This is a genomic window from Solirubrobacter deserti (assembly GCF_027587175.1).
Lineage (GTDB): Bacteria > Actinomycetota > Thermoleophilia > Solirubrobacterales > Solirubrobacteraceae > Solirubrobacter > Solirubrobacter deserti.
In genome coordinates, this window is record NZ_JAPCID010000013.1 from 87,233 (window position 1) to 111,450 (window position 24,218).

Here is a 24,218-nt window from a genome sequence, read left to right on the forward strand (position 1 = left end):
CCCGCTTCATCAGCGGGCGACCCCAACATCTACCCCTAGCGCCGGCGGCGGACCACCCGCAGCAGCGCGTCGGCGACGGCCGGGTCGAAGTGGCTGCCGCGCAGGCGCTCGATCTCCTGGCAGGCGTGCTCGACGGTCCAGGCCTGCTTGTACGGGCGCTCGTGGGTGAGCGCGTCGAAGACGTCGCAGACGGCCGCGATCCGGCCCTCGAGCGCGATTTCCTCGCCCTTGAGGCCGTTGGGGTAGCCCGTGCCGTCCCAGCGCTCGTGGTGGGTGTCGACGATCAGCTCGGCGACCTTCAGGACGGGCGAGGGCGAGCCCTCCAGCAGCAGGGAGCCCTCGACCACGTGGCGGCGCATGACCGCCATCTCCTCGATGGTCAGGCCGCCGGGCTTGCGCAGGATCTCGTCCGGGACGCCGATCTTGCCGATGTCGTGCAGGACCGCGGCGTAGCGGATCGTGTCGGCGCGGGTGGGCGGCAGGCCGAGCTCGAGCGCGACCTCCCCGCACATGCGGCTCATGCGGTCGATGTGCTCGCCCGTGTCGTCGTCGTGCAGTTCGGCCGCGCGCGCGAGCCGGAGCACGACCTCCAGCTGGGTCTCGACGAGGTCCTTGGTGCGCGCGTGCACGGCCGCCTCGAGCTCGTCGCGGTGGCGGCTGACGGCGGCGCGCTCGGACCGCTCGGCGACGGCGCGCACGAGCAGCGCGGTGGCCAGCGTGCACGCGAGCGCGACGAGCGGGACGGCGACGGGGAGAACGAGCCCGGCGCCGAACGCGAGCTGCGCGCCGACCGCGAACAGCGCGGCTCCCGCGGCGGCGAGCGCGCTCCCGCGCACCGGGCCCAGGAGGCGCACGCCGGCCGCGGGCACGCCGGCGAGCAGCACGGCGATCAGGAACGCGAGCCAGCCCGCCACCGGCCGCAGCGGGTTGCCTTCGAGCGCGGTCCAGATCGCGTTGGCCTGGAGCTCGGCGCCCGGCATCAGGCGGTCGCCGGGAGCGGAGGTGGGGTGGACGTCCTGCAACGAGGGCGCGGTCGCGCCGACGACGACGATCCGGCCGCGCAGCGGCTCGCTCACGCGCCGTTCGAGCACGTCCGCGAACGAGTACGTCGGGATCGTGCCCGCCGGGCCGCGGAAGTCGATCAGCGCGCGCTCGGCGGTGGGTGTCGGGCCGAACCGCGCGCCCACCAGCGCCGGGATCGTCGCGAGCCCCGTGTCCTGGCGCGCGTAGCGGCGGATCGCGCCGCCGGGATCGGTCGGGAAGGTGCTGGCCGCCGCGCGAGCGCCGCCCGCCTGCGCGAGGTTCTCGTCACCGCCGAGCACGCGCGTGCGGCCGTGGTCGTCGACTTCCCCCGTCGCGAGGACCACGCGCCCGGCGCGCCCCACCGCCTCGTACAGCGCGAGGTCCTCGTCCGGGTCCTCCGAGGGCTCGGTGAACTGGACGTCGTAGACGATCTGGCGCGCGCCGGCCTCGCGCAGCCGGTCGATCAGCTGCGCGTGGAGCGTGCGCGGGAACGGCCAGCGCGTCTCGAGCTCGGAGAACGAGCGCTCGTCGATGGCCACGACGGCCAGCCCGGCGACGGGTTGCGTGCCGCGCAGCTCGAAGCGCGCGTCGAGCGTCGCGAGCTCGGCGCGTTCCAGCGCGGGTGTGAGGGCCGCGACGAGGACGACCAGCGCGACGAGCGCGCCCGCCGCCCGCGCCAGGCGGATCATCGCGGGCGCGGGGAGAAGAGCCGCTGGCCGGCGCGCACCAGCACCGAGCGGCCCCCGCGCCGCGGCCACACCGACACGGCACCCTCGCGCACGTACACCGTGGTGCCGGCGCACGTGTCCTGCGTGCGCCACCGCGTTCCGCGCACCGTCGCCACGCTGCCGTTGCCGCGCGTGCGGAACGAGCCGCCGCGGTCAGAGCCCCAGAGCGAGCGCTTCCTTTTGCGCTTGCTGCCCTGGGCGGCCGAGGCGCGCTCGGACCGGGTGCAGCTCAGCGGCCCGGCCAGGGCGAGCTCGGTCATCCCGGTGGCGGTCTGCTTGACGCGGAACTTGCCGCCGTCGAAGTCGCCGGACTGCGATCGGCCGTCCACCTGCGCGGTCACGCGCACCTTGCCGGCCTCGGTGTCGAGCACGACGCCGAGCGGGAGCACCGTGCTGCCGGTGAGCCGCACGTAGTCGGTCGAGGGCGGGACCCGGTACTCGACCGTGCCGCTGAGCACGCCGACGGCGACGCTTCTGCCCTGCACCGGACCGTCAGGCGCCGCCGGCGGGGCGGCGGCCCGCGTGACCGTGAGCGGCTCCGAGGAGGCGCTGCCCGCGGAGGTCGTCGCCGTGACGCGTACGGCGTGCTCTCCCGGCCCCAGCGCGGTCAGCGGGAGCCGCGCCGGGACGGCTGCGGTCGCCCCGGCGAGCGGCGCGTCGGCGAACGCGCGCCACGTCCCGTCGGCCTCGCGCCGCTCAGCGCTGACGCGGCCCTCGACGCCGTTGGCGTTCACCGGCGCGGAGACCGCGTCGCCGGTCGCCGTGGGCTCGCCGACGACGGGCGGCACCGTGACGCGGACCAGATACGGCGGGCGGTCGAGTCCCATCCACATGCGTCCGTCCGGCCCCGCGGCGAGCGCCACGCCCTGCGCCGCGGGATCGAGGCCTTCGCTGATCACCGTCGGGGCTTCGCCGGGGACGATCCGCGCGATGGCGCCCCGCGCCGCTCCCCACAGCGCGCCGTCCGGCCCGGCGGCCAGCGCGCCGACCGGCGAGCCGATCGCGTACGGGGTGGGATCGTGCACGGATGCCACCGTCGTGCTCTGCGCGTACCACAGCGACCCGCGCGGGCCGGGGGCGATCGCCGTCGGGGCGGCGCCGACCCAGCGGTAGCTGACGGCCCCGTCGGTCGTCATGCGGCCGAGCCAGGGAGCGGCGGTGAACCACAGCGCCCCGTCCGCGCCCGCGACGATCGCGCGCGGGTTCTCGGTCACGATCGGATGGGTGACCTCGGTCCCGGAGCCGGGCGTGTAGCGCGTGATCGCGTCCGGAGCGGCGTCGACGGTCATCCACAGCGCGCCGTCCGGTCCGCTCGCGAACGCGGTCGGCCGGCCGTACGCGAGCGAGAGCGGCGCGGAACCCAGCCGCGCGAACGACCCCGATCCGCCCGCGAGCGTGAACCACAGGTCGCCCTCGTGGCGCGCGAGCGCGGCCGGGCGCCGGTCGGCCGGGAACCCGCCGAGCCCGCCCGTGGCCGCGTACGAGACCGCGCCCGCGGGCGTCATCCGCACGACGCGCCCGGGATCGGCGGGCAGCGTCGCCCACATCGCCCCGTCGGGCCCGGCGACGATCGCGTCGGGCACGTCGGCGAGCCCTGCGACCGGCTGCACGCGTTGCGCCGCGGCCATCTGCGGCAGTGCGAGGACGGCCCCGGCGCACGCGAGGAGACTGACGACCCATCTCATCCTTGATGCTTTCTAGCCGACCGGCGGTTGCTCCGGGCAACATTGGCCGAATGTCGGCGCATATGGGCACCGGTCTCAGGTCGCGAGCGCGGCTTTGAGCTGCGAGCGGCCCTTGATGCCGAGCTTCGTGTACGCGCGGCCGAGATGGACCTCGACCGTCTTGAGGCTCACGAACAGCGTCTCGGCGATCTCGCGGTTGCGCAGCCCGCGGACGGCGAGCTCGGCGACGCGGCGCTCGGAGGCGGTGAGCGCGTCCACGCCGCTGAAGGCCAGCCGCTGCGGGCGCGCGCCCGCGACGACCAGCTCCTCGTGCACGCGCTCCTCCAGCGCGGTGGCTCCCACACGGTGGGCGAGGTCGCGCGCCTCCCGCAGCGGCGTGCGCGCCTCCGCCCGGCGGCCCTCGCGACGCAGCGCGAAGCCCAGCTCGGCGGCCGCGATGGCCTTCACGAGCGGCAGCGGCGAGCGGTTCGCGGCCTCGACCGCGCGCTGCGGATCCCCGATCGCCAGGTGCAGGACGGCTTCGGCTCCCGCGGCCTCGCGGGCGCGGGCCTTGGCGATCTCGGCCTGCGCGAACGCCACCGCCTCCTCCTCACGCCCGAGCGCCTTCAGCGCCCGGATGCGCAGCGCGTGCGAGTCCTCGCGCAGGCCGATCAACCACCGGCGCGCCGTGTCGGCGGCCTCCTGGCGGGCGAGCGCTTCGAGCGCGGCTTCGGGCTCGCCGTCCTCGAGCAGCACGCGGGCGTGCACGGCGGCGAGGCCGAAGATCGACGCCGTCGGGCCCAGGTCCGGGAGCGACGCCAGCGCCTGGCGCGCGCCCGCGAGGTCGCCGCGGTCGAGCAGGACGCCGGCGAGCGTGGTGCCGATCGCCAGCTCCGGGATCGTCGCGCCCTGCGCGAGCTCCAGCCCGTGGCGGGCGAGGTCCTCCGCGCGCCGCAGGTGGCCGAAGCGCCGTTCCCAGCGGGCCTCCATCCACGCGCTCGCGCCCGACGAGGAGCGCGAGCCGGCGCGGTCGGTCAGGTCGCTGAGGGCGCGCGTCGCCTCCTTGGCCTCGTCGGCGGCCTCCACGGCGTGCAGCGCCTCGATCGCCCACAGCGCCGCGAAGCGCTCCACGCCGAGGCGCGCGAACACGGTCGAGTTCGCGAAGGCGCGCCGCCACGCGGGCAGCACCTCCGAGCGCGGCGCGCCGGCCATCGCCCGCAGGTGGGCGAGATGGCAGAGGACCGTCGGCCGGTTCGTGTGCGCGTGGGCCTCGACCGTCTCGTGGTACTCCTGCGCGTCGTCGTCCCGGTAGGCGAGCGCCTCCACCAGCTGGTCCTCGAGCTCGCCCCGCCGCACCGGCGGCGTGAGGGCCAGCGTCGCCCGCAGCCGGGCGGCCGCGGCGCGCGGCTCGCTGCGCAGGATCAGCGCCGTCGCGGCCAGCTTGGTGGCCTCCACGGCCAGGTCGGGATCGGCCGCCGCGGCGTCGAGCGCGGGCAGCGGGTCCTCGCCCGCGCGGAACTGCGCCAGCCCCAGCGCGAGCTGGACCGACGCGTCCTTGGGCTCCGCGCGGCCCAGCAGCCGCAGCGCCACGTCCGGCGCGCCCTCCGCGAGCGCGCGCCGACCGGCGTTCGCGAGGATCTCAGCCGCCCACGGGTCGGTGGTGGGCTCGGTGGCGAGCAGGTGCGTGGCGACGACGCCGTCCAGCGCGCCGTCCTCGTGCAGCAGCCGGGCCGCCTCGTGGTGCAGCCGCGAGCGCTCCGCGCCCAGATCCGCCTCGACCGTCTCGCGGATCATCGGGTGCACGAAGCGCGCGTCGGCCGCGTCGATCACGTTCGCGTTCGCGAGCGCGCGCAGCTGCAAGGCGGCCTGCGCCTCGTCCAGCCGCGCGAGCGCGGCGACGCGCCGCAGGCTGGTGGCGTCGCCGAGCACGGCCGTGGCGCGCGCGACGGCCAGCGCGGCGGGTGAGAGGCTCCGGAGGCGGGCGGCGATCGTGCGCGGTACCGTCGTGCGGACGCGGTCGGCCTCGTCGGCACGGCCCTCGAACGCCGTGGCGCGCAGCAGCTCCGCCAGCAGGAGCGGGTTGCCGCGCGTGGTCTCGAAGCACGCCTCCACGAACGCGGGCTCCGCGTCCAGCCGCTCGTGCACGAACGCCTTCACCGCGGATGCGGACAGCGCCTGCGGGCGCAGCACGCGGGTCGCAGGCGCGGTCGCCAGCCCGTCGATCAGCGCCTGCTCCGCGCCGGGCTCGGCGGGGCGCGCGCCGATCGCGAGCAGCACCGGGAGGTCCTCCACCCGCCGCGCGAGCGCGTCCAGGAAACGCAGGCTCGGCGCGTCCGCCCAGTGCGCGTCGTCCACCACGATCAGTAGCGGCTGCTCGGAGGCGAGGTTCGCGGCCAGCCAGTAGAGCCCGTACAGGGTGCTGTGCGCGGGGTCCTGCGCCTCCTGCGTGTGCGCGCTGGCGAAGACGGGCTCGGCCAGCCGCGCGGCGCCGGCGAACAGCCGCTCGCGGCGCGTCTCGTCCGCGCCGTGCAGCTCGGCGTCGAACAGCTGGCGCACGATCCCGAACGCGAAGTCGCGCTCCAGTGGGCCGCCGGTCGCGGTCAGCACGCGGAAGCCCTGCTCGCCGCCCTCGCCGCGCAGGACACGCAGAAGCGCCGTCTTGCCCTGGCCCGCGGGCGCCTCCAGCACCGCGACCGACCCGGAGGCGGCGCGGGCAGCGCCGAGCTGCGCGGAGAGCCCGGCCAACTCGGCCCCGCGCTCGAGCAGCGTGTTGGGGCCCGCGTCGATCACTGCCCACTGATTGTGTCAGCGGGTCGCGCGCCACCGAACGGGTGACGCAGAATCACCGTTCGGCGCATGAAGGCATCGTGAGAGGCCTGTAGCGTCGGGGGCCGTCATCAACGTCCGGGAGGGGAAGTGCCATGAAGCGCTTGCTGGGGTTGGTCGTCGCGTTGAGCCTGCTGCCTGTGGGCACCGCGGCCGCGACAGGTGGGCGATCGGACATGCGGATCGTGGACAACCGCCTGTTCACGGTCGTCGACGGCCCGGGGTTCGTGGTCGGGCTCACGCAGTTCGGTCTGTACACGCACATCGACGACCGCCGCTTCGGCATCCCGTCGGCCGGTTACGACATCGTCCGCGACGAGCAGACCCTGCCGACGACGGTGCCCGCGATCCAGTGCGACAACGGCACCTACACCCTCGCGGCCCCGGCCGCGTTCAAGCGCGTGATCCGCAACTCCGCGCCCGGCCCGCGCCCGGCGCCGTACCCCGCTGCGTTCGGCTTCCCGTTCATCTTCACGTTCGTCGGCACGCTCGACGCGGAAGTGGTCAACCAGAACGGCGAGCGCTTCCGGCTGCTGATGTCCGACCTCGCGCACGAGGAGCTGGACCCGGGCCGGTCGTTCACCTCGACCAACCCGATCCACGCCTACATCGTCGACGCGCGCGGCCGCGTGCGCGACCGTGCTTCGCTCGTCGGGCGCGTGAGCGTGGACCTGCGCACCGGCCAGGCCAAGCACAACATCGTCGACGAGGGCACCTGCCACCAGACGGCGACGCGCTTCGGCCAGCCGGGCGTGACCGTCTTCGGTCCGTTCTTCGTGCTCCCGTTCCCGACGACGGTGATCCGCCGCTAGCCGTCGCAAGCCCGACCGAGACCAGCCGCGCTGCGGTCGAGCCGGACGAGCGCGACCGCCGCGCCGAGCCCGGCGAAGACCGCGGCGCCGAGCACGCTGCGGTGGAACGCGTCGGTGCCGTCGACCGCCGCGCCCAGCGCGATCGAGACCAGCAGCGCGAGCCCGAGCGAACCGCCGAGCTCGCGCGCGGTCTCCACCGCCCCGCCCGCCAGCCCGGCCTCGTCCCCGCGGACGCCCGCGAGCGCGGCGAGCGGCGCGGCCATCTCCGCCAAGCCGAGCCCGAGCCCGACCACCACGAAGCTCGGCGCGAGATCGGTCACGTAGGACGCCTGCTCGGGCACGCGTGCGAGCAGCAGCATCCCGGCGCCCATGATCGCCAGCCCGAGCGCGATCGTCCGCGCCGCGCCGATCCGGTTCACGCAGCGCGGCGCGACCGCGGCGGAGACGCCGAGCGACAGGAACGCGATCGGCAGCGTGGCCGCTCCCGAGGCGAGTGGCGACCAGCCCTGCACCTGCTGCTGAAACAGCGTGAGCTGGTAGATCAGCCCCAGGAAACTCGCCCACAGCAGGCCCGTGCTGACGTTCGCCCACACCAACGCCGGCCGCCGCAGCGTCGCGAGCGGGACCAGCGGGGCGGCGGCACGGCCCTCGTGCCCCACGAACCCGGCGAGCAGCGCGACCCCGCCCAGCAGCGGCGCCAGCGACGCCCACGCCAGCCATCCGTGCTCGATCGTCTGGTGCACGCCGAAGGCCACGGCCATCATCCCGAGCGTGAGCGCGAACGCGCCGCCGACGTCGGTGCGCGCCCGCTGCGCCCGCGCCTGGCCGTCCGGGAGCCGCGCCACCAGCGCGAGCAGGACGACCCCGATCGGCACGTTGAGAAAGAACGCCCACGGCCACCCGGGGCCCTGAACGAGCAAGCCGCCGAGCACGGAGCTGAACGCGGCCGCCGACCCGCCGGCCGCGCCGAAGATCCCCATCGCCCGGTTGCGCTCGGGTCCTTCCGCGAACGTGTGGGAGATGATCGCGAGCGCGTTCGGCGCGGCCAGCGCGGCGCCGAGGCCCTGGGCGGCGCGCGCGGCGATCAGCGCCTCGAGCGTTCCCGCCAGGCCGCCGACGAGCGAAGCGGCGGCCAGGACCGCGACGCCGGCCATGAGCACGCGGCGGTGGCCCGCCAGGTCGCCCAGCCGGCCGCCGAGCAGCAGGAAGCCGGCGACGAAGATCCCGTAGATCACCACCACCCACTGCAGGTCGGCCGGGTCGGCGCGCAGGTCGGACTGGATCGACGGCAGCGCCGTGTTGACGATGGCGAGATCGATCACCGTCATCACCACCACGCCGCACATCAGCGCGAGGATTCGGTTGGAGCTCATACCGGGACCGACCGGGCCGGGCCCGGACGTTCATCGCACGGTCGGCGGCAACCCGAAGCGCGGGAAGTGCTCGGCGCCGATGAACGCCGTCACGGCGGCGATCCGGTCCTCGCGCACGTCCAGCACGTCGATCACGTGCGCGGTGAACGCGCCCTCGGCCTCCCAGTAGCAGGCCACGGCCAGCTGCCCGTTCGCGCGCACCGGCACGTGGCGCCAGCGATGCCGGAACGGCCCTTCGAGCAGGAACGCGGTGATCGAGTCGTGCCCCTCGTACCAGGACGGCAGCGGCGGCATCGACCACGTCGCGTCCTCGGTCAGCAGCGCGAGCAGCCCGTCCACGTCGGCGTCGGCCAGCGCGCGCGTGTAGCGCTCCACCAGCTCACGCTGGCCCTGCTCGCCGAGGGCCTGCAGCGTGGCCTGCTGGCTGATCGGCGGCAGGCGCTCCTCGACCAGGGCCCGCGCGCGCTGCAGGGCCGAGTTCACGGACGCGCGCGTCGTCTCCATCGCGTCTGCGATCTCCTGCGCGGAGAAGCCGAGCACGTCGAACATCAGGAGCGCGGCGCGCTGGTTGGGCGGCAGGTGCTGGACGGCGGCCACGAACGCCAGCTCGACGGTCTCGGCGACCGCCGCCCGCTCGTCCGGCGCGTCCGCGAACGGCTCCAGCCACAGCACTTCGTGCCTCGCCTCCTCGTACGGCGTCGCCTCGGTCGAGGCGGGGGAGACCTCGACCGGCAGCACCCGCCGCTCCTTGCGGTCGAGCTCGTTCAGGCACGCGTTGGTCGCGATCGTGTGCAGCCAGGTGCGTAGGGAGGAGCGGCCCTCGAAGCGCTCGCGCCCGCGCCAGGCGCGCAGGCTCACCTCCTGCAGCACGTCCTCGGCGTCGTGCGGGGAGCCGAGCATGCGGTAGCAGTGGGCGCGCAGCTCGGAGCGGAACGGACCGAGCGGATCGTCTTCGCGCACACGGGGAACTCTAGGCCGTCCCGCCCGGTCGGCAGTGAGGGTTTCTCGCGGGGACGGGGTTCTAGTAGGTTCGCTCAACCGCCATGGGCAACTAAGGAGGGGCGGATGAGAGGGTTGGGGAGAGCAGCCGTCGTGTCGGGCGCACTGCTTCTGCTACCGGCGAGCGCTTCGGCGACACCACCGTCCGAGGCGGCAGCGCCGCTTCCGGAGGGCGCCGTGGTCTCGTCGAACCTCGAGTACGTCGGGCGCTCGCCCGAGGCTCGGGGCATCACCGAGGGCAAGTTCGACACGGTCCGGGGCAAGGACATCCTCGTCATCACCGGCCGGTTCGGGTTCAAGACGTACGACGTCGAGGACCCCGCGAAGCCGAAGCTGCTGGACGAGTTCCTCCCGCCGGAGCTGGCGGCGAACGGTTACTGGCAGAACGAGGACATGGAGCTCGACACCAAGCGCAAGCTGATCATCGGCGCGCTCGATCCTCGCCACACCGAGATCGACCAGTCGCAGTGCCCGGCCGGTGGCGGCGTCGCGCTCGCGGGCTGCAAGTCCGGCTTCTACGTCATCTCGTACGCGAACCCGGCGGAGATGCGGCAGATCGGCGACTTCGTCGAGCTGCCCTCGGGGCACACGTCGAGCTGCATCCAGGGCTGCAAGTACATCTGGACCGGCGGCCCGGCCCGCAGCACGCCGCCGGCGCGTCTGCCGTCGGGTGAGATCCGCCCGCGCGTCGTGAACCCCGAGCAGGCGTGGCTCGGGCCGATCCTCGGCCCGCTCGACCCCACGCCGTGGAACTACACGCGTGACGTGGGCGACGGCCGGCCGATCTGGGTCACCGACCTCACGAACCCGTACAGGCCCGAGGTCTCCGACCAGCCGGTCGACATCTGGCGCAACGACGGCTACACGGACTACTCCCACGACGTCGACGAAGACGACGAGGGCATCGCCTGGGTGAGCGGACGCGGCGGCATCCGCGGCTACGCGACCTCCGGCTACCACCGTGACCCATACACGAACCAGTACCGCAGGGCCACGCCGTTCGAGCCCGTGCTCGTGGGCGGCGGCGGCGTCGCCGGCACGGCACAGCCCGTGATGCTCATGCACAACTCCGGCCGCCCGACCGACGGTTCGGTGCGGGCCGCCGGCGTCAAGCGCGGCAACGTCCTCGTCGGCACCGAGGAGGACTTCACGCAGCCGTGCCAGAACAGCGGCAAGATCGTCCTGTCGGACCTGACCGACTCCTGGGGCGGCGAGGGCGCGCAGCAGTCCCGGCTGGACAAGCCGTACCGGATGAAGGCGCTGGACACGTTCCATCCGTTCATCGACTCGCCGGAGACGTCGACGGGCCCGACCGGGTGCTCGGCGCACTACTTCGAGATCGAGGGCCCGCTGCTCGGCGCTGGCTGGTACGCCCAGGGCACGCGCCTCATCGACATCTCCGACGCGCGTGACGTGCGCCAGGTCGGCTACTTCCGCGTCGCGTCCACGACGGCGAACGAAAGCTCGAACACGTGGGATATCGCGTTCCGTAGCGACCGCCGCAAGGGCGACCTCGTGTACGTGTTCGACATGAATCGCGGTGTCGAGGTCCTGCGCCTCAAGAAGGGCGGCGCGTACGCAGCCGCGTCGATGAAGAAGGTCACCGCTCCGAACCTGCCGAGCAACGCGGCGTCGCCGGAGCCCGTCTCGTCGCTGGCGGTCGACGGCACGGGCCTCGTCTGCCCGCTGTTCGAGTACTAGGCGAGCTCCGTCTTGGGTACCGGCGCCCGCTCGGGGCGCCGGTGCTCATCGTTCGACGCGCAGGTAGTCCGTGACCAGGCTGGCCGCGCGGTGCTTGCGGTAGACGCCGTCGCCGCCCCGGCGCGAGTCCGACACGGCGCCCGATGCGCCGGTGTTGCCCTCGATCGTCTCGATCGTGTTCGCGTCCACGCGGCGCACGAACAGGCCGACGTGGTCGAAGCTGAAGCGCACGAGATCGCCGCGTTCCGGGTCGGGCGTCTGGTGCACGTCCGGGTCCAGTCCGAGCTGGCGGACGGACGCCCACACGCGGTCCACGCCCTGCGAGCCCGCGTTGCGGTAGCAGTAGGCGACGAAGTCCCCGCACCACGGCTCCGGCCCGGCGCCGCCGTTGGCGACGATGATCTTCGACACCATCGGGCCGGCGTTGTTGCCGCCGATCTCCATCACGCCGACGAGCCCTTCGGCGACCTTGTACGCGCGCTCGCGCAGGTTGCCGAAGTGGACGTCCCGGCGCGCCCGGGCGCGCTCACGCTGCTGAGCGTTGCGCACCTTCGGGTCGGCGACGATCTCCTGCACGCCGACGGTGATCAGGCCGCCCCGGACCTTCTCGACCGTGCCGTCCAGCGCGCCCAGGAACCAGGCCGCGTAGGCCGTCTGCTCGAGCGTGATCGGTCCGAGCTCACCGTCGACCTCGATCGGCGTGTCGCGGTGGGCGCGCAGGCGGGCGTTCAGGTGTTCCTGGTGGAGGCGGACCGCCTCGCCTGTGTCGCCGGTGCGCAGCTCGTGCATGGCGGCGATGGTGCGCCTGGCCGCCCGGACGGGTCAAGTCCAGGGTCAGCTATGCCTGACCGCTGCAGAGTCCCCGGGTTTCGGTGTGTTCGCGGCCTGACAATTCGCGTCAGTCGAGCGCGCGCGGGTCCGGCGGGCCGGACGGGGCTGGGCGGGTGGTGCGCATGTCGCGGTGCACCGTCATCTCCGACGGGCGCGCGAGCAGCTCGAACAGCGCCTGCTGGTAGGCCTTGAACGCGGTGGAGCGCTGGTGCGCGGCCCACGCCTCCTCGTCTGCCCATTCCTGCACGTGCAGGTACTCGTCGGGGTCGTCGAGCGTGGCGGCGAAACGGTAGGCGCGGCAGCCGGGTTCGGCCGCCACCGCGGCCTCGGTGGTGCGCATGAGGGCGCGTAGGTCGTCGCGGCGGCCGGCGATGCCGTGGATGCGGGTGATGGCGAGGACGGGCTCGGGCACGCCGGAAGTCTCTCAATCCGGCCTGACATCCACGTCGTCGAAGGCGAGCTCGCCGTCGAAGATGAACAGGTACCCGCCGCCCGCGCCGGGTTCGGCGCGGCGTCGGTCGCCGTCGTGCTCGGCGACCACGACCCGCGTGCCCGGGCGCACGCGGCCGAAGACGATCGAGCGGCCCTGCGAGCGCAGGATGTCGATCGTGAGCTTCTGCTGGCTCAGATCGCCGCAGGACCCCGCGTAGTCGCCGACGTACGGCCGGAACGCGTTGCCCTCGATGCGTCCGAGCTGCGTGCCGCGCACGGCGCCCGCGATCGAGCATTCGAGCCCGTCCTTGCCGGTGTAGACGCCGACGCCCCAGGCCACGTTGCGCTCGCGGTCGAACTGCTGGGCGACCAGGGTCGGGCCGCCGTCGGGCTGATAGCGCGGGACCGCGGGCGACGGGTCGTTGAGCGGTTCGCCGACGCCGATCAGCCGCGCCGCACCCGCGACCGCTCCCGCCCCGAGCACGGCCGTGACTGCGAGCGCCGCGATGCCACGGCGCCGCCGGCGCCGGCGCGCGCGGACCGCCCGTTCCTCGCCGTGCAGGCGTACCGCGGCCGCGACGAGCTCCTCGCCGAGCTGCTCGTGCGCGCGCCGCGCCGGGTCGCTCATGCCGCGTCCTTCACGAGCGCCGCCTCGCCGACCGCGCGCGCCAGCGCCCGCAGCCCGCGCGATACGCGTGCCCTGGCCGTGGGTTCGCTGACGCCGAGCGTCTCGGCCATCTCCAGGTAGGACTGGTCGTCGAGCACGCGCAGCTCGATCGCCTGACGCTGATCGCTGGGGAGGGCGGCGAACGCGCGCGAGAGCGGCAGGTCCAGCGCGCTCAGCCCGGCCAGCGACTCGATCCGCTCGAACTCGGTGCTGCTGAGGGCCGGGACCGTGATCGCGAGCCGTTCCACCGCGGCGCGCTCGACCTTGCCCGAGCGCCAGAAGTGGGAGAGCTCCGAGCGCGCGATCGCGAACAGCCAGCCCTGCTCCTGCTCGGCGTTGTGGCCGCGGAACTGGTCCTGGCGCTCGAGCGCTTTCGCGAACGTCTCCGACAGCAGGTCGAAGGCCGTGTCCGGGTCCAGGACCCGGCGCACGAGGTAGCTCAGCACCCGCTCGGAGTAGGCGGCGTAGAACGCGGCGAACTCCCGCGGGTCCTCGCGCGCGCGCACCAGCAGGCTGGTCGACCGACCGGAGAGACGAAGACGATGGGGCCGCACCTTCGAGGCCGAGCCTACCCGGTCACAAAACCCTGAGCCACGGGCTCGTTACGCCTCGCCGGAGCGCGCACCGGTCCATTCAACTGAAAGGACACACCATGGACCGACGCGTTCGTCGCGGGCTCGTGCTCGCGCTCGTCTGCGCCCTGTTCGGAGCCGGAGCCGCGCCTGCCCGTGCGCAGGTGCTCACGGATCTGACCGACTGGAATCTGACCGAGTCCGTCAGCGCCTGGGGCGGCGGCACGCAGTTCCACATCAGCCAGTCCGGCGACGGCTGGGCCGCGTTCCGCTGGCTCGACAGCCCGGCCAAGACCACGGTCATCTCGGGCAACACCTGCATGGACCTCTACTACCTCGGCGGCGGCTCGATCGCGGCCGGGAACACGTCCTACCTGAACCTGTTCTCCGGCAGCCCGGGCGCCTGCTTCGTCCTGCGCGGCCGGACCGCGATCGGCTCGGGCGCGATGTACAACCACGACGGGAGGCTGAAGCGATGAAGCGCTTCATCGGCGCGGCGCTGGTCGCCGCTCTCACCGCCGGCACCGTCGCCGCGGCCACCGGGCACGGCGCCGGCGCGAGCGGCGACGCCCTTACGCTCGCGAGCACGCTCGCGAGCGCCCCGGCCCGGATCGTCTCGGAGCCGGTGCCCGCCGAGCGGGCCCGTCTGGTCGCCGATGCGCACGCCGCGGCGGTCCCGCTCCCCGCGGGCGGGACGTTCAGCGGCATCCGCTGGGAGCAGGCCGGTGGCCAGTTCGGGCGCGCGGAGATCGCCGCGGTGCTCGAGTACAACGCCGTCTGCCAGTGGCTGCGTGCCCGGCGCGACGGACGCGAGGTCGGCGTCGCCGAGCGTGTGCTCGCCACGGTCCCGTCGTGGCCGGCCTGGCGCGGCACCGAGGAGGGCGGCGTACTGAAGGAGATCGTCGGCGGCGGTCCGCTGCTCGACGGCGTGCTGGCCGACTGCGACGCCGCGCGGGCGCGCGAGGTGGAGTACGCCTCGTCCCGCGGGCTGCCACCGACCCGGTAGCGCACGTGCAGGGCCCGCCGCTGCCCGGTGTGGCGGCGGGCTCTTGGTGCGGCGCTACGGCGTGTCCGAGGACAGCGTCACGAGCAGCACCTTGCGGTAGTTGCCCGAGGCCTTCTTCTCGATCTCCTGCCGGAGATTGACGGTGGCCTGCGCACGGGCGACCGCGGTGTTCCAGCGCGAGAGCTGCGGCTCGACCGGCGTGCTGAGCGGCGCGAACGGCGACTTGCCGACGCGCGCCTCGAGCGGCAGCGGCAGCAGCTTCCGGCCGGCGGCCAGGCGCCCCTTCTTCGACCCGCTGGCGACCTCACCGTCGGCGAGCGAGAGGCGCGCCGCGGCGTCCGACGTGGTCACCGCGACCCGGAAGGACGTCGAGTACGTCCGCGCCTTCGGGAACGTCGTGAAGCTGGCCGACTTCGGCTGCGTGATGATCAGCTCGAGCACGCTCGGGACGTTGGCCTCGATCCCCGTGCTGCCGTCGGTCTGGGCCAGCGCCGGCGCGGGCGCGATGAGCGCGATGACCGCCGTGGCGGGGACAAGCGAACGCAGCGTCTTCACGACACCGAACATAGCTCGTGATGGTGCGGCGCGACGCCGGAGGGCGATCCGGCCGTGCGAAGTCACCGCGCGAACCCGACCCAGAAACCGGTGCCAGTTAGGTTCGCGGTGTGGAACGCGTCCGTGCATCGGAGGTCGCCGCGGACCTCGAGCCGACCCGACGGCCTGCGGACCCGCCGCCCGACACGCGGCGCGAGCAGCTGAGCCCGGAGGCGATGCTCGCGCTCCAGCAGAGCGCCGGCAACCAGGCCGCGGTTGCCCGCCTCCGCGCCGACCGCGCCCAGATCAGCCGCAACGGCAATCACCACAACAAGTGGGACCAGAAGCGGTCCGATCGCACCGGCCGCCCGCACAAGGCCAAGTGGCTGCGCGAGCAGGACGCGATCAAGGCGCGCGAGAAGAAGGAACGCAACGCCAAGGTCAGGGCCGTCCGGCGCTTCATGGAGCGCCAGGTCGCTCCGTGGGCCACCCAGGCGCGCATCGGCCAGCTGATCAACACCAACTTCGAGGAGATGAAGGCCGACGACAGCCTCAAGGGCGACGCCAAGACGCTCCAGCCGTCACAGCACCGGAGCGCGGACTCGACCGACCCCCAGATCGCGCCCGGCGACACCCAATTCCTCGCGCCCAACAAGAGCGGCGACACCGCCATCCACCGCGGCATCGTCGGCATCGAGATGGTCGAAGGCGTCCCGCACGTCCGCGTCTACAGCGCCCTCTGGGCCGAGGCCCGGCCCGACAAGACGGGCAAGATCACCCACAAGGACGTCCACCAGGACCCGGAGACCGGCGCCATCGCCATCCACACCGGCCGCGACCAGGGCGAGGACAAGGACGCCTCCAAGGCCGAGGCCGCCAGCAAGCACCCGATCATGTGGCTGTCCGCCGAGCCGCTGCGCCAGCTCAAGTGGTTCTACAAGTACCCGATCGAGAAGTTCGCGCGCGGCGCCAAGCCCGTCGTCCGCTCCTTCCTGGTGCCCAACGAGCTCTGGCTCGAGATCTCCGGCGCCGCCGTCAGCGAGGACGAGGCGACCGAGAAGGGCAACGAGGACAAGCCGTTCAACGTCGACACGGCCTACGGCTCCAACCAGTTCGGCGTCCGCGGGCCGTTGTTGGACAAGCTCCGGAGTCTTGCGGCCAAGAACAGCCTGGTCTCCTACGTCGGCGACATGAGCCACTCCAAGCCCGAGTTCGGCGGCAACATCCAGCACGTCGACGCGCTCCACCAGCAGCTCGGCGCCCCGACGAACACGCCGCCGAAGCTCAAGCCGCTCCACAGCCAGCAGGGGTCCGCCGGCAACCCGATCTGGGCTACGGCGCCGATCTGGGTCGACCCCGACATGGGCAAGTTCGCGCGCACGGCGTCCCACGGGACGTTCGCCGACGCGCTGTCCATTCACTACGCGACGTGGGTGGGGAAGGACGCGCTGCTCCCGGATGCGTACTCGAAGGTGCCTAAGCCGCGGCGGCAGGACATGCTCCGGGAGTTCTTGACCAAGAACGGGCACGAGTTGCCGGAGGACTACGCGCTGCCTTAGGGCAGGCAGTCGATCGTTGGTCACGGTCCGGTCGCCCGCTTTAGTTCGACCTGCGACGTCTATTGACCACTTTGCGATGCCGAAGGGGTCCGGTCCGCGTGCTGACAGGCTGGATTGAGGCCAATCGCGAGGCCCCGCTGCACCGTGGGCACGCCTGGCGAGCGAGAGCGGGCGGTTGGTAGACCAGCCGGCATGTGAATGGAACGGCTGAACGCCGAGAGGAGCCACACGTGGCCGCTTCGCTCTATCTCAACCAGACCCCGCCGAACCCGTGGTGGCTCTCACCGGCGCTGTCGGTCGTGAAGGTGGGCCTCACGAACCTGGACGGGGGCACGCCGCTCCTGGACGTGGTCCCGAGTGCCACGGTCTCGCAGCACGCCCGCGGGGAGGCCGGCAACGACGGCACCACCGACGCCACCGATGTGCATGTGCAGCTGTGGGCGCACGTCTTCGCCACCGCGGCCAGCCCGAGCCTCTGGCTTGCGTCGCTGGGCGGCATCGCCGGGGTCTCGATCCCGGCGGGCACGGGGGCGACGATCGAGGACGGGCAGGAGCAGCCGTTCGACGAGCCGTGGGACGCGGGCTCCGGGCTCACGACCGCGGAGCTCGGGCCGTTGCTGAACGACGACGGGCAGTTGCACTGCTGCATGTTCGGCAACGTCTACTCGCCCACCGACGGGCAGGTCGTGACCGACCCGACGACGCTGCAACCCGCGACCAATCGCCACCACGCGCAGCGCAACATGACGATCTCGCCGCTCAACACTCCCGCGGTCCTGAACTTCATGCTCTTCGCCGGCAACCCCGATCCCGAGCGCGAGCAGGACGCCCGGCTGGAGGTCGCCGAGATCACGCCGCGCAAGCTCCCGAACTGGCAGCTCGCCGAGCTCGACCGGCTCGGCCCGTGGATCCGCCGCACCCGCAGGACGCCGGACGGCGGCCTGCCCGGGATCGAGTTCGTCATCGACGGCAAGCCGCAGCCCGTGCGCACCGCGCGCCGCCCGCTGCGGGACCTCGCGATCGCTGTCGACGACGCCGGCGAGGGCCGCGCCGTCAAGCTCGAGCTCGGCGTCGAGGAGGCGCGCAGGCTCCACATCTGCGCCGAGCTCCCGGACCAGGAGTTCGTGCTGCGGATGTTCGACGTCACCCAGTTCGCGGGCGACCGGCAGGTCGGCGGCGTGCGCGTGATGGCGCTGGCGGTGCCCGAGGAGCTGCTCAAGAAGCGAGTGAAGCGGGGATGAGCGTCCGCGGCGCGGCGCTGCTCGTGGCGGTCGCGCTGGCGTCGGTCGGCGCGCCGGGGTCCGCGCGGGCGGCGGTCGGGGCCGACAACCACGGTGATGCCCCGGCGCTGACGCTCTCCGCTCCGGGGACCGTCGCCGACACCCTCGGCTACACGACGCAGGCGGCCGAGCCCGTGAGCGGGTCGACCGGGTGCGAGCTCCCCAGCACGTCGATGTCCAGGACCGCCTGGTGGCGGTTCACCGGCACCGGGGTGCCCGTCACGTTGTCCACGCGGGCGTCGACCTTCAACACCGTGCTCGCCGTCTACGACGCCCCCGGCGCGCCGATCGCCGGCAACCGCGTCGCCTGCAACGACGACGAGTCGGTGTCCATCACGACCTCGGCGCTCACCTTCACCGCGGCGCGCGGCAAGCGCTACCTCGTCCAGGTCGGCTCGCGGGGGACGGCGCCGCGCGGCGCAATCGACCTGCGTGCGTCGGCCGCCAGGCCGCCCAACGACGACCGGATCGCGGCGCAACCGCTCTCGCCGGGAACGCCCGCGCTGGTCGACAACACCGGCGCGAGCCAGGAGACCGGCGAGACCACCACGTGCGCGACGGCGTCCTACGCGGCGACCATGTGGTTCACCTTCCGGGCCGGTGCGGTCGGCGACGCCGTCTTCTCGTCGACCGCCGCCTTCGGCGACACGGTCGTCACCGTGTACCGCGAGACCGACGGCGCCCACCTCGGCTGCAACGCCGGCACGACCGCGTCGCTGCCGCTCCGGCTCACGGCGGGCGACTACCTCGTGCAAGTAGGTACCAAGGGCTCTGACGTCGCCGGCCTCGGCACCGGCCCGATCGCGACCACGGCAAGCTTCACCGCCGATCCCGACGTCGACAACGACGGCGACCCCGCCTCGACCGACTGCGACGACCGCAACGCGTCGATCCGCCACGGCATCGTCGACACCCCCGACGACGGTATCGACCAGAACTGCGACGGCGCCGACACCGTCATCCTCGACCGCGACGGCGACGGCGACCCCCGCTCCGGCGACTGCAACGACGCCAACCCGGCGATCCGCCGCGGTGCGGGCGACGCCCCCGACGACGGCGTCGACCAGAACTGCGACGGCGCCGACGCCGTCAACCTCGACCGCGACGCCGACGGCGAGAGCCGGCCGGGCGACTGCAACGACGGCAACCCAGCGATCCGCCACGGAGCCCGCGACATCCCCGGCAACGCCGTCGACGAGGACTGCAGCGGCAGCCCCGCTCCCTACCCGCGCGTGGACTCGGCCGTCCGTATCTCCTGGCGCTTCAGCCCGTTCCGGATCGCGACGCTGACCATCGTCCGCGCCGTGCCCGGCAGCCGCGTGGAGATCCGCTGCCGCGGCGGCGGCTGCCCGTTCAAACGCGAGACCGTGACCGTCCGCAAGGCCGCCGCCGAGCGGTCCGTGTTGAGCCGCAAGCTCAAGCGCGCGCGCCTGCAGCGCAAAGCGGTCCTCGAGATCCGGATCACGCTGGACGGCCACGTCGGCTTCATGCGCCGTGCGACCGTGAGGACGATGACCAAGGATCCCAAGCTGGCGGAGTTCTGCCTCCCGCCGGGCGCCGCCAGGCCGGCACGATGTGACGTCGCTGGGCGGGCCGGCTCGTGATCGTCGATCTCGCCTCCGCGATGCAGTGGGAGCGAGTTGGACTCTCCCCGGAGGCACGGTCGCCGGTTCTCAGGTCCTGCCCGCGGTGCTGCCGAAGCAGCGCGGCGGGCGAGCACTCACTGCAACTTCTGAAACGGACCGGCTCGTCGATTCCGCTCATGGACGCAGCCGTCGTTCTACGGCTGGTTGCGCTATTGGCGATGCCGGCCGTCGGACACGAGACGTGAGACGCTGACGACGGCTGCTGCCGCGTCGGCCGGAACGCACTCCGTCCGATGTCGACCTACCACGCCTCGCGGATCCAGACTCGCGCTGGAGAATTCGGCGCGACACGCGGATTATGATTGGAGGGCAATTCGGCTCTCCACCTCAAAGCCGGCCGGATGGGGACACCGAAGGGGACACAATCGAGTCACTTGCGCAGCTCGCAGGAGCTATTCACATGCTGCTGCGAGATCGGCCAAGAGTCCGTTTGCTTGTTCAGCTTGGCCTTTGACGCGGATCTCCTCGGCGTAGCGACGCACCGTGCTTGAAACGTCGGAGCAACGAGCCTCTCCAGTCGCGATCGCTTCGAGTTCGATCCGCGCCGCGAGATCTAAGCTCACCACTTCGCGATCGTCAGCCAGCGCGGCTTGGATCGCTTGACGAGCCTGAGCCAGTTCGCCTTCTTTCAGGAGGATCTTCGCCTCCATGTTCAAGAGAACGGCAGTGCGAGCGTTCGGAGCGCGTCGGGCAGCGGCCAGGTAGCGGCGAGCCGTTTCTGGTTCGCGCTCATCGGCCGCCAAGCTCGCCAAGGAAACGAGAGACTCGACATAATCAGGCTCCAGCGCTAGGCACCGTTCATACTCGGCCTTTGCCGTCTGACGATCTCCGAGTGCCTCAGCAATCCGCCCTAGACGATGGTGAAACCCGACGTTTTGAGGGTCGCGTCGGATCGCCTGCGAAATAACCCGTCGTGCCTCTTCAAACTCCTCGAAGTGCTCGAGAACCTGGCTGTACTGGAACGCTAGCCACGGGTCAGGGTCGCGTGCCTGGCGTTCCATGGCGGCTTCTAGGGCTCCCCGTGCTCCGAACCAGTCGCCGATCCGCATGCGGGCCTGCCCCAAATCTCGCAGCACTGACGGCTGCCCGCGTCTCAGCTCATTCGACCGTTCGTAGAACGAGATCGCGCTCGCGAATTCGCGCGCGATGAACTCCACGCGGCCTCGGATTCGCCACGCGTGATGGTCGTTTGGCGACCTCTCGAGGATCGAATCAACGAGAGTCCGGGCCTCGGGCAGCTCTCCTAGATAGGCGAGAGTGCGGGCCAGATACAACTTCGCGGAGCGGTTGTCGTCTGTCGACTCGATCACCAGTTCCAGGTACCGGCGCGCGTCCGCATACCGGCGTTGGTTGTAGAGCTCGACAGCGGTTTCGTAGAGCGTCCCGTACAGGTTCTGTCTGAGTGCGATCGCGGCTGCAAGCTGGCCCGACCAGCAAAGCAGCCGGTACGTCACTAGCAGTGAGTCAACGTAGGTCGCGGAGCCTGGTTCCGCTGCCGCGAGCTGAGCGCGCGAGCGCTCGGCGAGATCCGCGGTTTCCTCAATGAACGAGTCGCTCCGCCGGAATCCTCGCATGTAGAAGTCCCTGACGAGAGGGTGCAGTCGCATATACCCGGCGTCATGGACCTCGATCACGGAGTAAGCAGAGCCCTCCTCGATCGCTCGCTGCAGCGACTCATCGTCGATAGACAGGTGTCCGGCATACTCTTGCGCCGGCAAAGGGCCGTCGACGGCAGCGAGCCTCTCAAGCAGACGCAGGGTGTTTTCCTCGAGATCGAGTTCTCCGACGATGCCAGTGGCAGCGCGGGCGCGAAAGTCCTCCCAGATGGGAACACCCTGCGCCAACTCCGGCGCGACGATCTCCAATGCGAGCGGATGGCCTCCCAGTTCCTCCGTTGCCTGACGAAGGACGTGATCATCCGCTTCCGCGCCCCTTGCGCGGAGCAAACCCACCCCGAAGTTGGCTTCGAGGCCTCGAACTCGATGCAACTCGCTTTCACGCGCCGGAGCGCCTTCAAGGCTCGGTCGTCTCGTCGTGGTGAAGACAGCAAGCTTGCCCGCAGCATCGATTCGGGCGAGTCCGAGTGCCTCGAATACCGCGCGCAAAACTCGGCGTGCCTTTCCATCTTCGTCGAGCCAATGTTGTGCTTCGGTGAAAACCCACACCCCGCCTTCTCGAGCGTAGTCGGTTACCGCAGCTCTGACTCGTTCCTCTGCTTGTTGCTCCGTGAGATCGTCTCCCGGTGCTGGTGTGCCCACTTGCGCGCTGATCAGCAGGTCGAGTTCGACGAATCCGGTCCCGGCGCGCAATTCGACGGTTCGCGTTCTCGTTCCGTCCACCACGATCCGCGATAGAGCCTCTCGAACGAGTGCTCGCTTTCCGACACCGTTGATGCCGTGAAGCCAGATCATTCCGTGGCTTGGGCTGTAGAGGGCTGATTCGATCGCCCCGATCTCGGCGTTGCGATTGATGAACGCGCGAAGAGTCGGGACTCGGGGTGGAGCGCCGACAACGAGCTCTGCGGCCTCCTCGGGCGATCCCACACGCCGCGCTTGAAGGAATGGCCGAAAGGGCAGCGGCAGCGGCGTCTCGTCGAGCGTCACGATCCGGATCGCGATGGCGCGGTCCTCGAGATGTCGAATGAACGCCATGTGGAACTCAAAGCGCACCCAGTCCGACGCGGCGGAGTTCTCGCTCCAGAGAAGCACGAAGTCGGTTGCGTTCTCGATCCCGGCAGCGATCTCCTCGAGCAAGATGTCGCCGACGCCGATCTCGTACATATCGATCCACGCGCTATCTGGTAACGCCGCCTGAAGCGCCAGCGCGAAAGGCTTGTCCGCGCTCGAATGCGAAATGAAGTACCGGCGGGACACGGGATCTAGCGGAGCCACGAACGCGTAATGATTGCGCGAGGGGTCGACGTATCGTCCGCCGAAACGCAAGGCCAAGGCTCGCACACCCCTGCACCTACGGTGCTCGGACGCGCCGCCGCGCGCCGCGTCGCTACCAGTCCCATTCCGGCTGCTGCGGCTCAGAGTTGTCGCCGTGCGACAGCGAGACGTGCCACTCGGCCCGTGCCAGAAGCTCGTCGAACGTGAGCACCTCTGGCTGCAGAAGATGACGTCGGTACAGCTCAAACGAGCGGTACTTGTCCGTGTTGACGCCGCCGCTCGGGCCGACCAGCTCGCGGAGGTGCCCGACGATTAAGAACGAGCGGGGCCGCACAAGGAAAGCCTGGTCTCCAGATTCGGCACCGCTCTCGTCCTTCGCGACCAGTCGTTCACCGAGGTCGTTGAGCGCCCGGTCCACGGTCGTTTGCGCTTGTGCGGCGCCGCCGGCCAACTCGGTAGACGGTCCCCAACACGCCGACCTGTACGGCTTCGACTGCAGGAGCGGCGTCTTGTGATGCTTGATCTCGGCAAACACCAAGGAGCTGATCTGCCCGTTGGTCCGGAGCAGCGCGTCCACGCGCTTGCCTGCCGCGTCGAGCCTGAAGCCCGCGACGGTTTGCTCTAGACGCCCGTCATCCCAGGAAGTCAGGAGCTGTCCAGAGAGGCTGATCCCGAGAATCCAGGGATTGTTCTCAAGGAATTTCTGCCAGACGCCCTCGGGCCCACCGCACTCACGGCTAGCCTCCGCGAAAGCGTCGTCATCGTCCAGCAGGTGCCGGAACTCCGAGACCGCGGCTTGCCGATGGGCTAGAGCGAGAACGTCCGAGGCAGAGGCGTCTGTCTCAATCAGGGTTCGTACGCGTTCAGGATCCTGGCTGTAGAGCTGCTCGAGCGCCTCGGAATCCGTGAAGAGCTGGCGGATCAGATCGTCATCGAGACGGACCGTCTTCGACCCGTCCGCAGGTATGTAGTCGAGCGACCTGACGAGCTCGATTAGCCGCGCTGACTGCTCGCGGTTGAGGTTCAAGAGAACATCCATACGCTCCGCGGTTGGGTCCGCCGGAACCTTTTGAATCTGGATCTCGCGGATCTGCCCGGCCTCTCGGGCGACCTGAAGCTTGATCTGCTTCCGACCACCGGGTGTGGTGCTGATCACCATGTCCTCCCAATCGATGCCCGGCGTGTCGCGGTCGAGAGTCGTCGGCAACTCGTCGAAGACCTTCGACACGAATCGAGCTGGCTGGCCGTAGTCCGTTGACGCTCGGAGATCGAGGCGAAACGTCCTACTGACGTAGGTGCGCTCCGGAAGGCGTCCTCGCGCAAACGTGACTTCGTTGGCCGGTGGGTCGTCAAGCAAAGGATTAAGCGAATGAGAACGAGAGCTCGGCTATTGAGCGCTTCGCGATCCTAATCGCAATCCGCCAACTGCTCGCTTGGCTGTCCACAGTCTGCCTGGTTATCGGTCGAAGCGTCGAATTGACGCGCGCGGTGGCCACCGTGTCCTGCTCAGCGGCTTAACAAGTAGAGGCCCTGTGCGAACACTGGGATGCGAACGCTTGCAAGCCGTCGAACCCGCCCCGTGGGTGAAGCCGCAACGCGCCCCACGGTGGGGTTGCCGATGTCACCACGGTGACGTGCGGGGCGGATCGTTTGCCCACAAGCTCCGGTCGGCGG

19 protein-coding genes are annotated in these 24,218 nt (G+C 71.5%); 7 read left to right on the forward strand and 12 right to left on the reverse strand.

What is annotated here, in order from left to right; genetic code table 11:
* Window positions 1–35: 35 nt before the first annotated feature.
* From OJ962_RS11245 to OJ962_RS11255, 3 genes are all read right to left on the reverse strand, one after another.
* On the reverse strand, window positions 36–1,712 hold the full coding sequence (locus tag OJ962_RS11245) for a CHASE2 domain-containing protein (protein ID WP_238931536.1): 1,677 nt from the start codon (window positions 1,710–1,712) through the stop codon (window positions 36–38).
* Entirely contained in the window at window positions 1,709–3,436 is a 1,728-nt protein-coding gene (locus OJ962_RS11250) for a Vgb family protein (RefSeq protein ID WP_202954157.1), read from the reverse strand. The genes OJ962_RS11245 and OJ962_RS11250 overlap by 4 nt, the downstream gene beginning before the upstream one ends.
* Before the next feature lie 75 nt (window positions 3,437–3,511).
* The gene (locus tag OJ962_RS11255; protein WP_202954158.1) at window positions 3,512–6,205 is read right to left on the reverse strand and encodes a helix-turn-helix transcriptional regulator; all 2,694 of its coding nucleotides are present in this window, start codon (window positions 6,203–6,205) and stop codon (window positions 3,512–3,514) included.
* A gap of 131 nt (window positions 6,206–6,336) precedes the next feature.
* On the opposite strand from OJ962_RS11255, the gene OJ962_RS11260 reads away from it, so the two are divergent.
* Window positions 6,337–7,053 carry a hypothetical protein gene (locus OJ962_RS11260; RefSeq protein WP_202954159.1) on the forward strand — a complete coding sequence of 239 codons (717 nt, stop codon included), beginning with the start codon at window positions 6,337–6,339 and terminating at the stop codon, window positions 7,051–7,053.
* Here the strand turns inward: OJ962_RS11260 and OJ962_RS11265 are convergent.
* A complete protein-coding gene (locus tag OJ962_RS11265; protein ID WP_202954160.1) occupies window positions 7,050–8,426 on the reverse strand; it encodes an MFS transporter in 1,377 nt (458 codons plus the stop codon). The two genes, OJ962_RS11260 and OJ962_RS11265, sit on opposite strands and share 4 nt — an antisense overlap.
* Before the next feature lie 30 nt (window positions 8,427–8,456).
* The gene (locus OJ962_RS11270; RefSeq protein ID WP_202954161.1) at window positions 8,457–9,386 is read right to left on the reverse strand and encodes a sigma-70 family RNA polymerase sigma factor; all 930 of its coding nucleotides are present in this window, start codon (window positions 9,384–9,386) and stop codon (window positions 8,457–8,459) included.
* Between the two features lie 216 nt (window positions 9,387–9,602).
* Here OJ962_RS11270 and OJ962_RS11275 point away from each other — a divergent pair, with 216 nt between their 5' ends.
* Window positions 9,603–11,126: an LVIVD repeat-containing protein gene (locus OJ962_RS11275; RefSeq protein ID WP_270006345.1), complete on the forward strand. Its 1,524-nt coding sequence runs from the start codon at window positions 9,603–9,605 to the stop codon at window positions 11,124–11,126.
* 45 nt (window positions 11,127–11,171) lie between these two features.
* On the opposite strand, the gene OJ962_RS11280 is transcribed toward OJ962_RS11275, so the two are convergent.
* The 4 genes from OJ962_RS11280 to OJ962_RS11295 form a co-directional block, all read right to left on the reverse strand.
* On the reverse strand, window positions 11,172–11,915 hold the full coding sequence (locus OJ962_RS11280; protein WP_202954163.1) for a CHAP domain-containing protein: 744 nt from the start codon (window positions 11,913–11,915) through the stop codon (window positions 11,172–11,174).
* A 109-nt stretch (window positions 11,916–12,024) separates the two neighbouring features.
* Window positions 12,025–12,369 carry a putative quinol monooxygenase gene (locus tag OJ962_RS11285; protein ID WP_202954164.1) on the reverse strand — a complete coding sequence of 115 codons (345 nt, stop codon included), beginning with the start codon at window positions 12,367–12,369 and terminating at the stop codon, window positions 12,025–12,027.
* Window positions 12,370–12,381: 12 nt separating this feature from the next.
* Window positions 12,382–13,017, reverse strand: coding sequence for a hypothetical protein (locus OJ962_RS11290; protein WP_202954165.1), 636 nt, complete (start codon window positions 13,015–13,017; stop codon window positions 12,382–12,384).
* Window positions 13,014–13,562: an RNA polymerase sigma factor gene (locus OJ962_RS11295; protein ID WP_270006346.1), complete on the reverse strand. Its 549-nt coding sequence runs from the start codon at window positions 13,560–13,562 to the stop codon at window positions 13,014–13,016. The genes OJ962_RS11290 and OJ962_RS11295 overlap by 4 nt, the downstream gene beginning before the upstream one ends.
* 146 nt (window positions 13,563–13,708) lie before the next feature.
* Here OJ962_RS11295 and OJ962_RS11300 point away from each other — a divergent pair, with 146 nt between their 5' ends.
* Both OJ962_RS11300 and OJ962_RS11305 read left to right on the forward strand, forming a co-directional pair.
* Window positions 13,709–14,107: a hypothetical protein gene (locus tag OJ962_RS11300; RefSeq protein ID WP_202954167.1), complete on the forward strand. Its 399-nt coding sequence runs from the start codon at window positions 13,709–13,711 to the stop codon at window positions 14,105–14,107.
* Window positions 14,104–14,634: a hypothetical protein gene (locus OJ962_RS11305; RefSeq protein WP_202954168.1), complete on the forward strand. Its 531-nt coding sequence runs from the start codon at window positions 14,104–14,106 to the stop codon at window positions 14,632–14,634. The genes OJ962_RS11300 and OJ962_RS11305 overlap by 4 nt, the downstream gene beginning before the upstream one ends.
* Before the next feature lie 54 nt (window positions 14,635–14,688).
* On the opposite strand, the gene OJ962_RS11310 is transcribed toward OJ962_RS11305, so the two are convergent.
* Window positions 14,689–15,189, reverse strand: coding sequence for a hypothetical protein (locus OJ962_RS11310; protein ID WP_202954169.1), 501 nt, complete (start codon window positions 15,187–15,189; stop codon window positions 14,689–14,691).
* A gap of 110 nt (window positions 15,190–15,299) precedes the next feature.
* On the opposite strand from OJ962_RS11310, the gene OJ962_RS11315 reads away from it, so the two are divergent.
* The 3 genes from OJ962_RS11315 (at window position 15,300) to OJ962_RS11325 (ending at window position 19,611) form a co-directional block, all read left to right on the forward strand.
* Complete coding sequence (locus OJ962_RS11315; protein WP_202954170.1) at window positions 15,300–16,727, forward strand: hypothetical protein; 1,428 nt, start codon at window positions 15,300–15,302, stop codon at window positions 16,725–16,727.
* Between the two features lie 230 nt (window positions 16,728–16,957).
* On the forward strand, window positions 16,958–17,968 hold the full coding sequence (locus OJ962_RS11320) for a hypothetical protein (protein WP_202954171.1): 1,011 nt from the start codon (window positions 16,958–16,960) through the stop codon (window positions 17,966–17,968).
* Window positions 17,965–19,611 (forward strand): putative metal-binding motif-containing protein, encoded by a 1,647-nt coding sequence (locus OJ962_RS11325; RefSeq protein WP_202954172.1) that lies wholly within the window; start codon window positions 17,965–17,967, stop codon window positions 19,609–19,611. The genes OJ962_RS11320 and OJ962_RS11325 overlap by 4 nt, the downstream gene beginning before the upstream one ends.
* Before the next feature lie 434 nt (window positions 19,612–20,045).
* Here the strand turns inward: OJ962_RS11325 and OJ962_RS11330 are convergent, their stop codons facing one another.
* Window positions 20,046–22,526: a toll/interleukin-1 receptor domain-containing protein gene (locus tag OJ962_RS11330; protein ID WP_202954173.1), complete on the reverse strand. Its 2,481-nt coding sequence runs from the start codon at window positions 22,524–22,526 to the stop codon at window positions 20,046–20,048.
* 130 nt (window positions 22,527–22,656) lie between these two features.
* A complete protein-coding gene (locus OJ962_RS11335; RefSeq protein WP_202954174.1) occupies window positions 22,657–23,772 on the reverse strand; it encodes a Shedu immune nuclease family protein in 1,116 nt (371 codons plus the stop codon).
* Window positions 23,773–24,218 lie beyond the last annotated feature (446 nt).

Coding starts and splice junctions, on each gene's coding strand:
- OJ962_RS11260 (WP_202954159.1), top strand. CDS start 6,337: ATGAAGCGCTTGCTGGGGTTGGTCGTCGCGTTGAGCCTGCTGCCTGTG.
- OJ962_RS11280 (WP_202954163.1), bottom strand. CDS start 11,915: ATGCACGAGCTGCGCACCGGCGACACAGGCGAGGCGGTCCGCCTCCAC.
- OJ962_RS11300 (WP_202954167.1), top strand. CDS start 13,709: ATGGACCGACGCGTTCGTCGCGGGCTCGTGCTCGCGCTCGTCTGCGCC.
- OJ962_RS11305 (WP_202954168.1), top strand. CDS start 14,104: ATGAAGCGCTTCATCGGCGCGGCGCTGGTCGCCGCTCTCACCGCCGGC.
- OJ962_RS11265 (WP_202954160.1), bottom strand. CDS start 8,426: ATGAGCTCCAACCGAATCCTCGCGCTGATGTGCGGCGTGGTGGTGATG.
- OJ962_RS11250 (WP_202954157.1), bottom strand. CDS start 3,436: ATGAGATGGGTCGTCAGTCTCCTCGCGTGCGCCGGGGCCGTCCTCGCA.
- OJ962_RS11245 (WP_238931536.1), bottom strand. CDS start 1,712: ATGATCCGCCTGGCGCGGGCGGCGGGCGCGCTCGTCGCGCTGGTCGTC.
- OJ962_RS11290 (WP_202954165.1), bottom strand. CDS start 13,017: ATGAGCGACCCGGCGCGGCGCGCGCACGAGCAGCTCGGCGAGGAGCTC.
- OJ962_RS11325 (WP_202954172.1), top strand. CDS start 17,965: ATGAGCGTCCGCGGCGCGGCGCTGCTCGTGGCGGTCGCGCTGGCGTCG.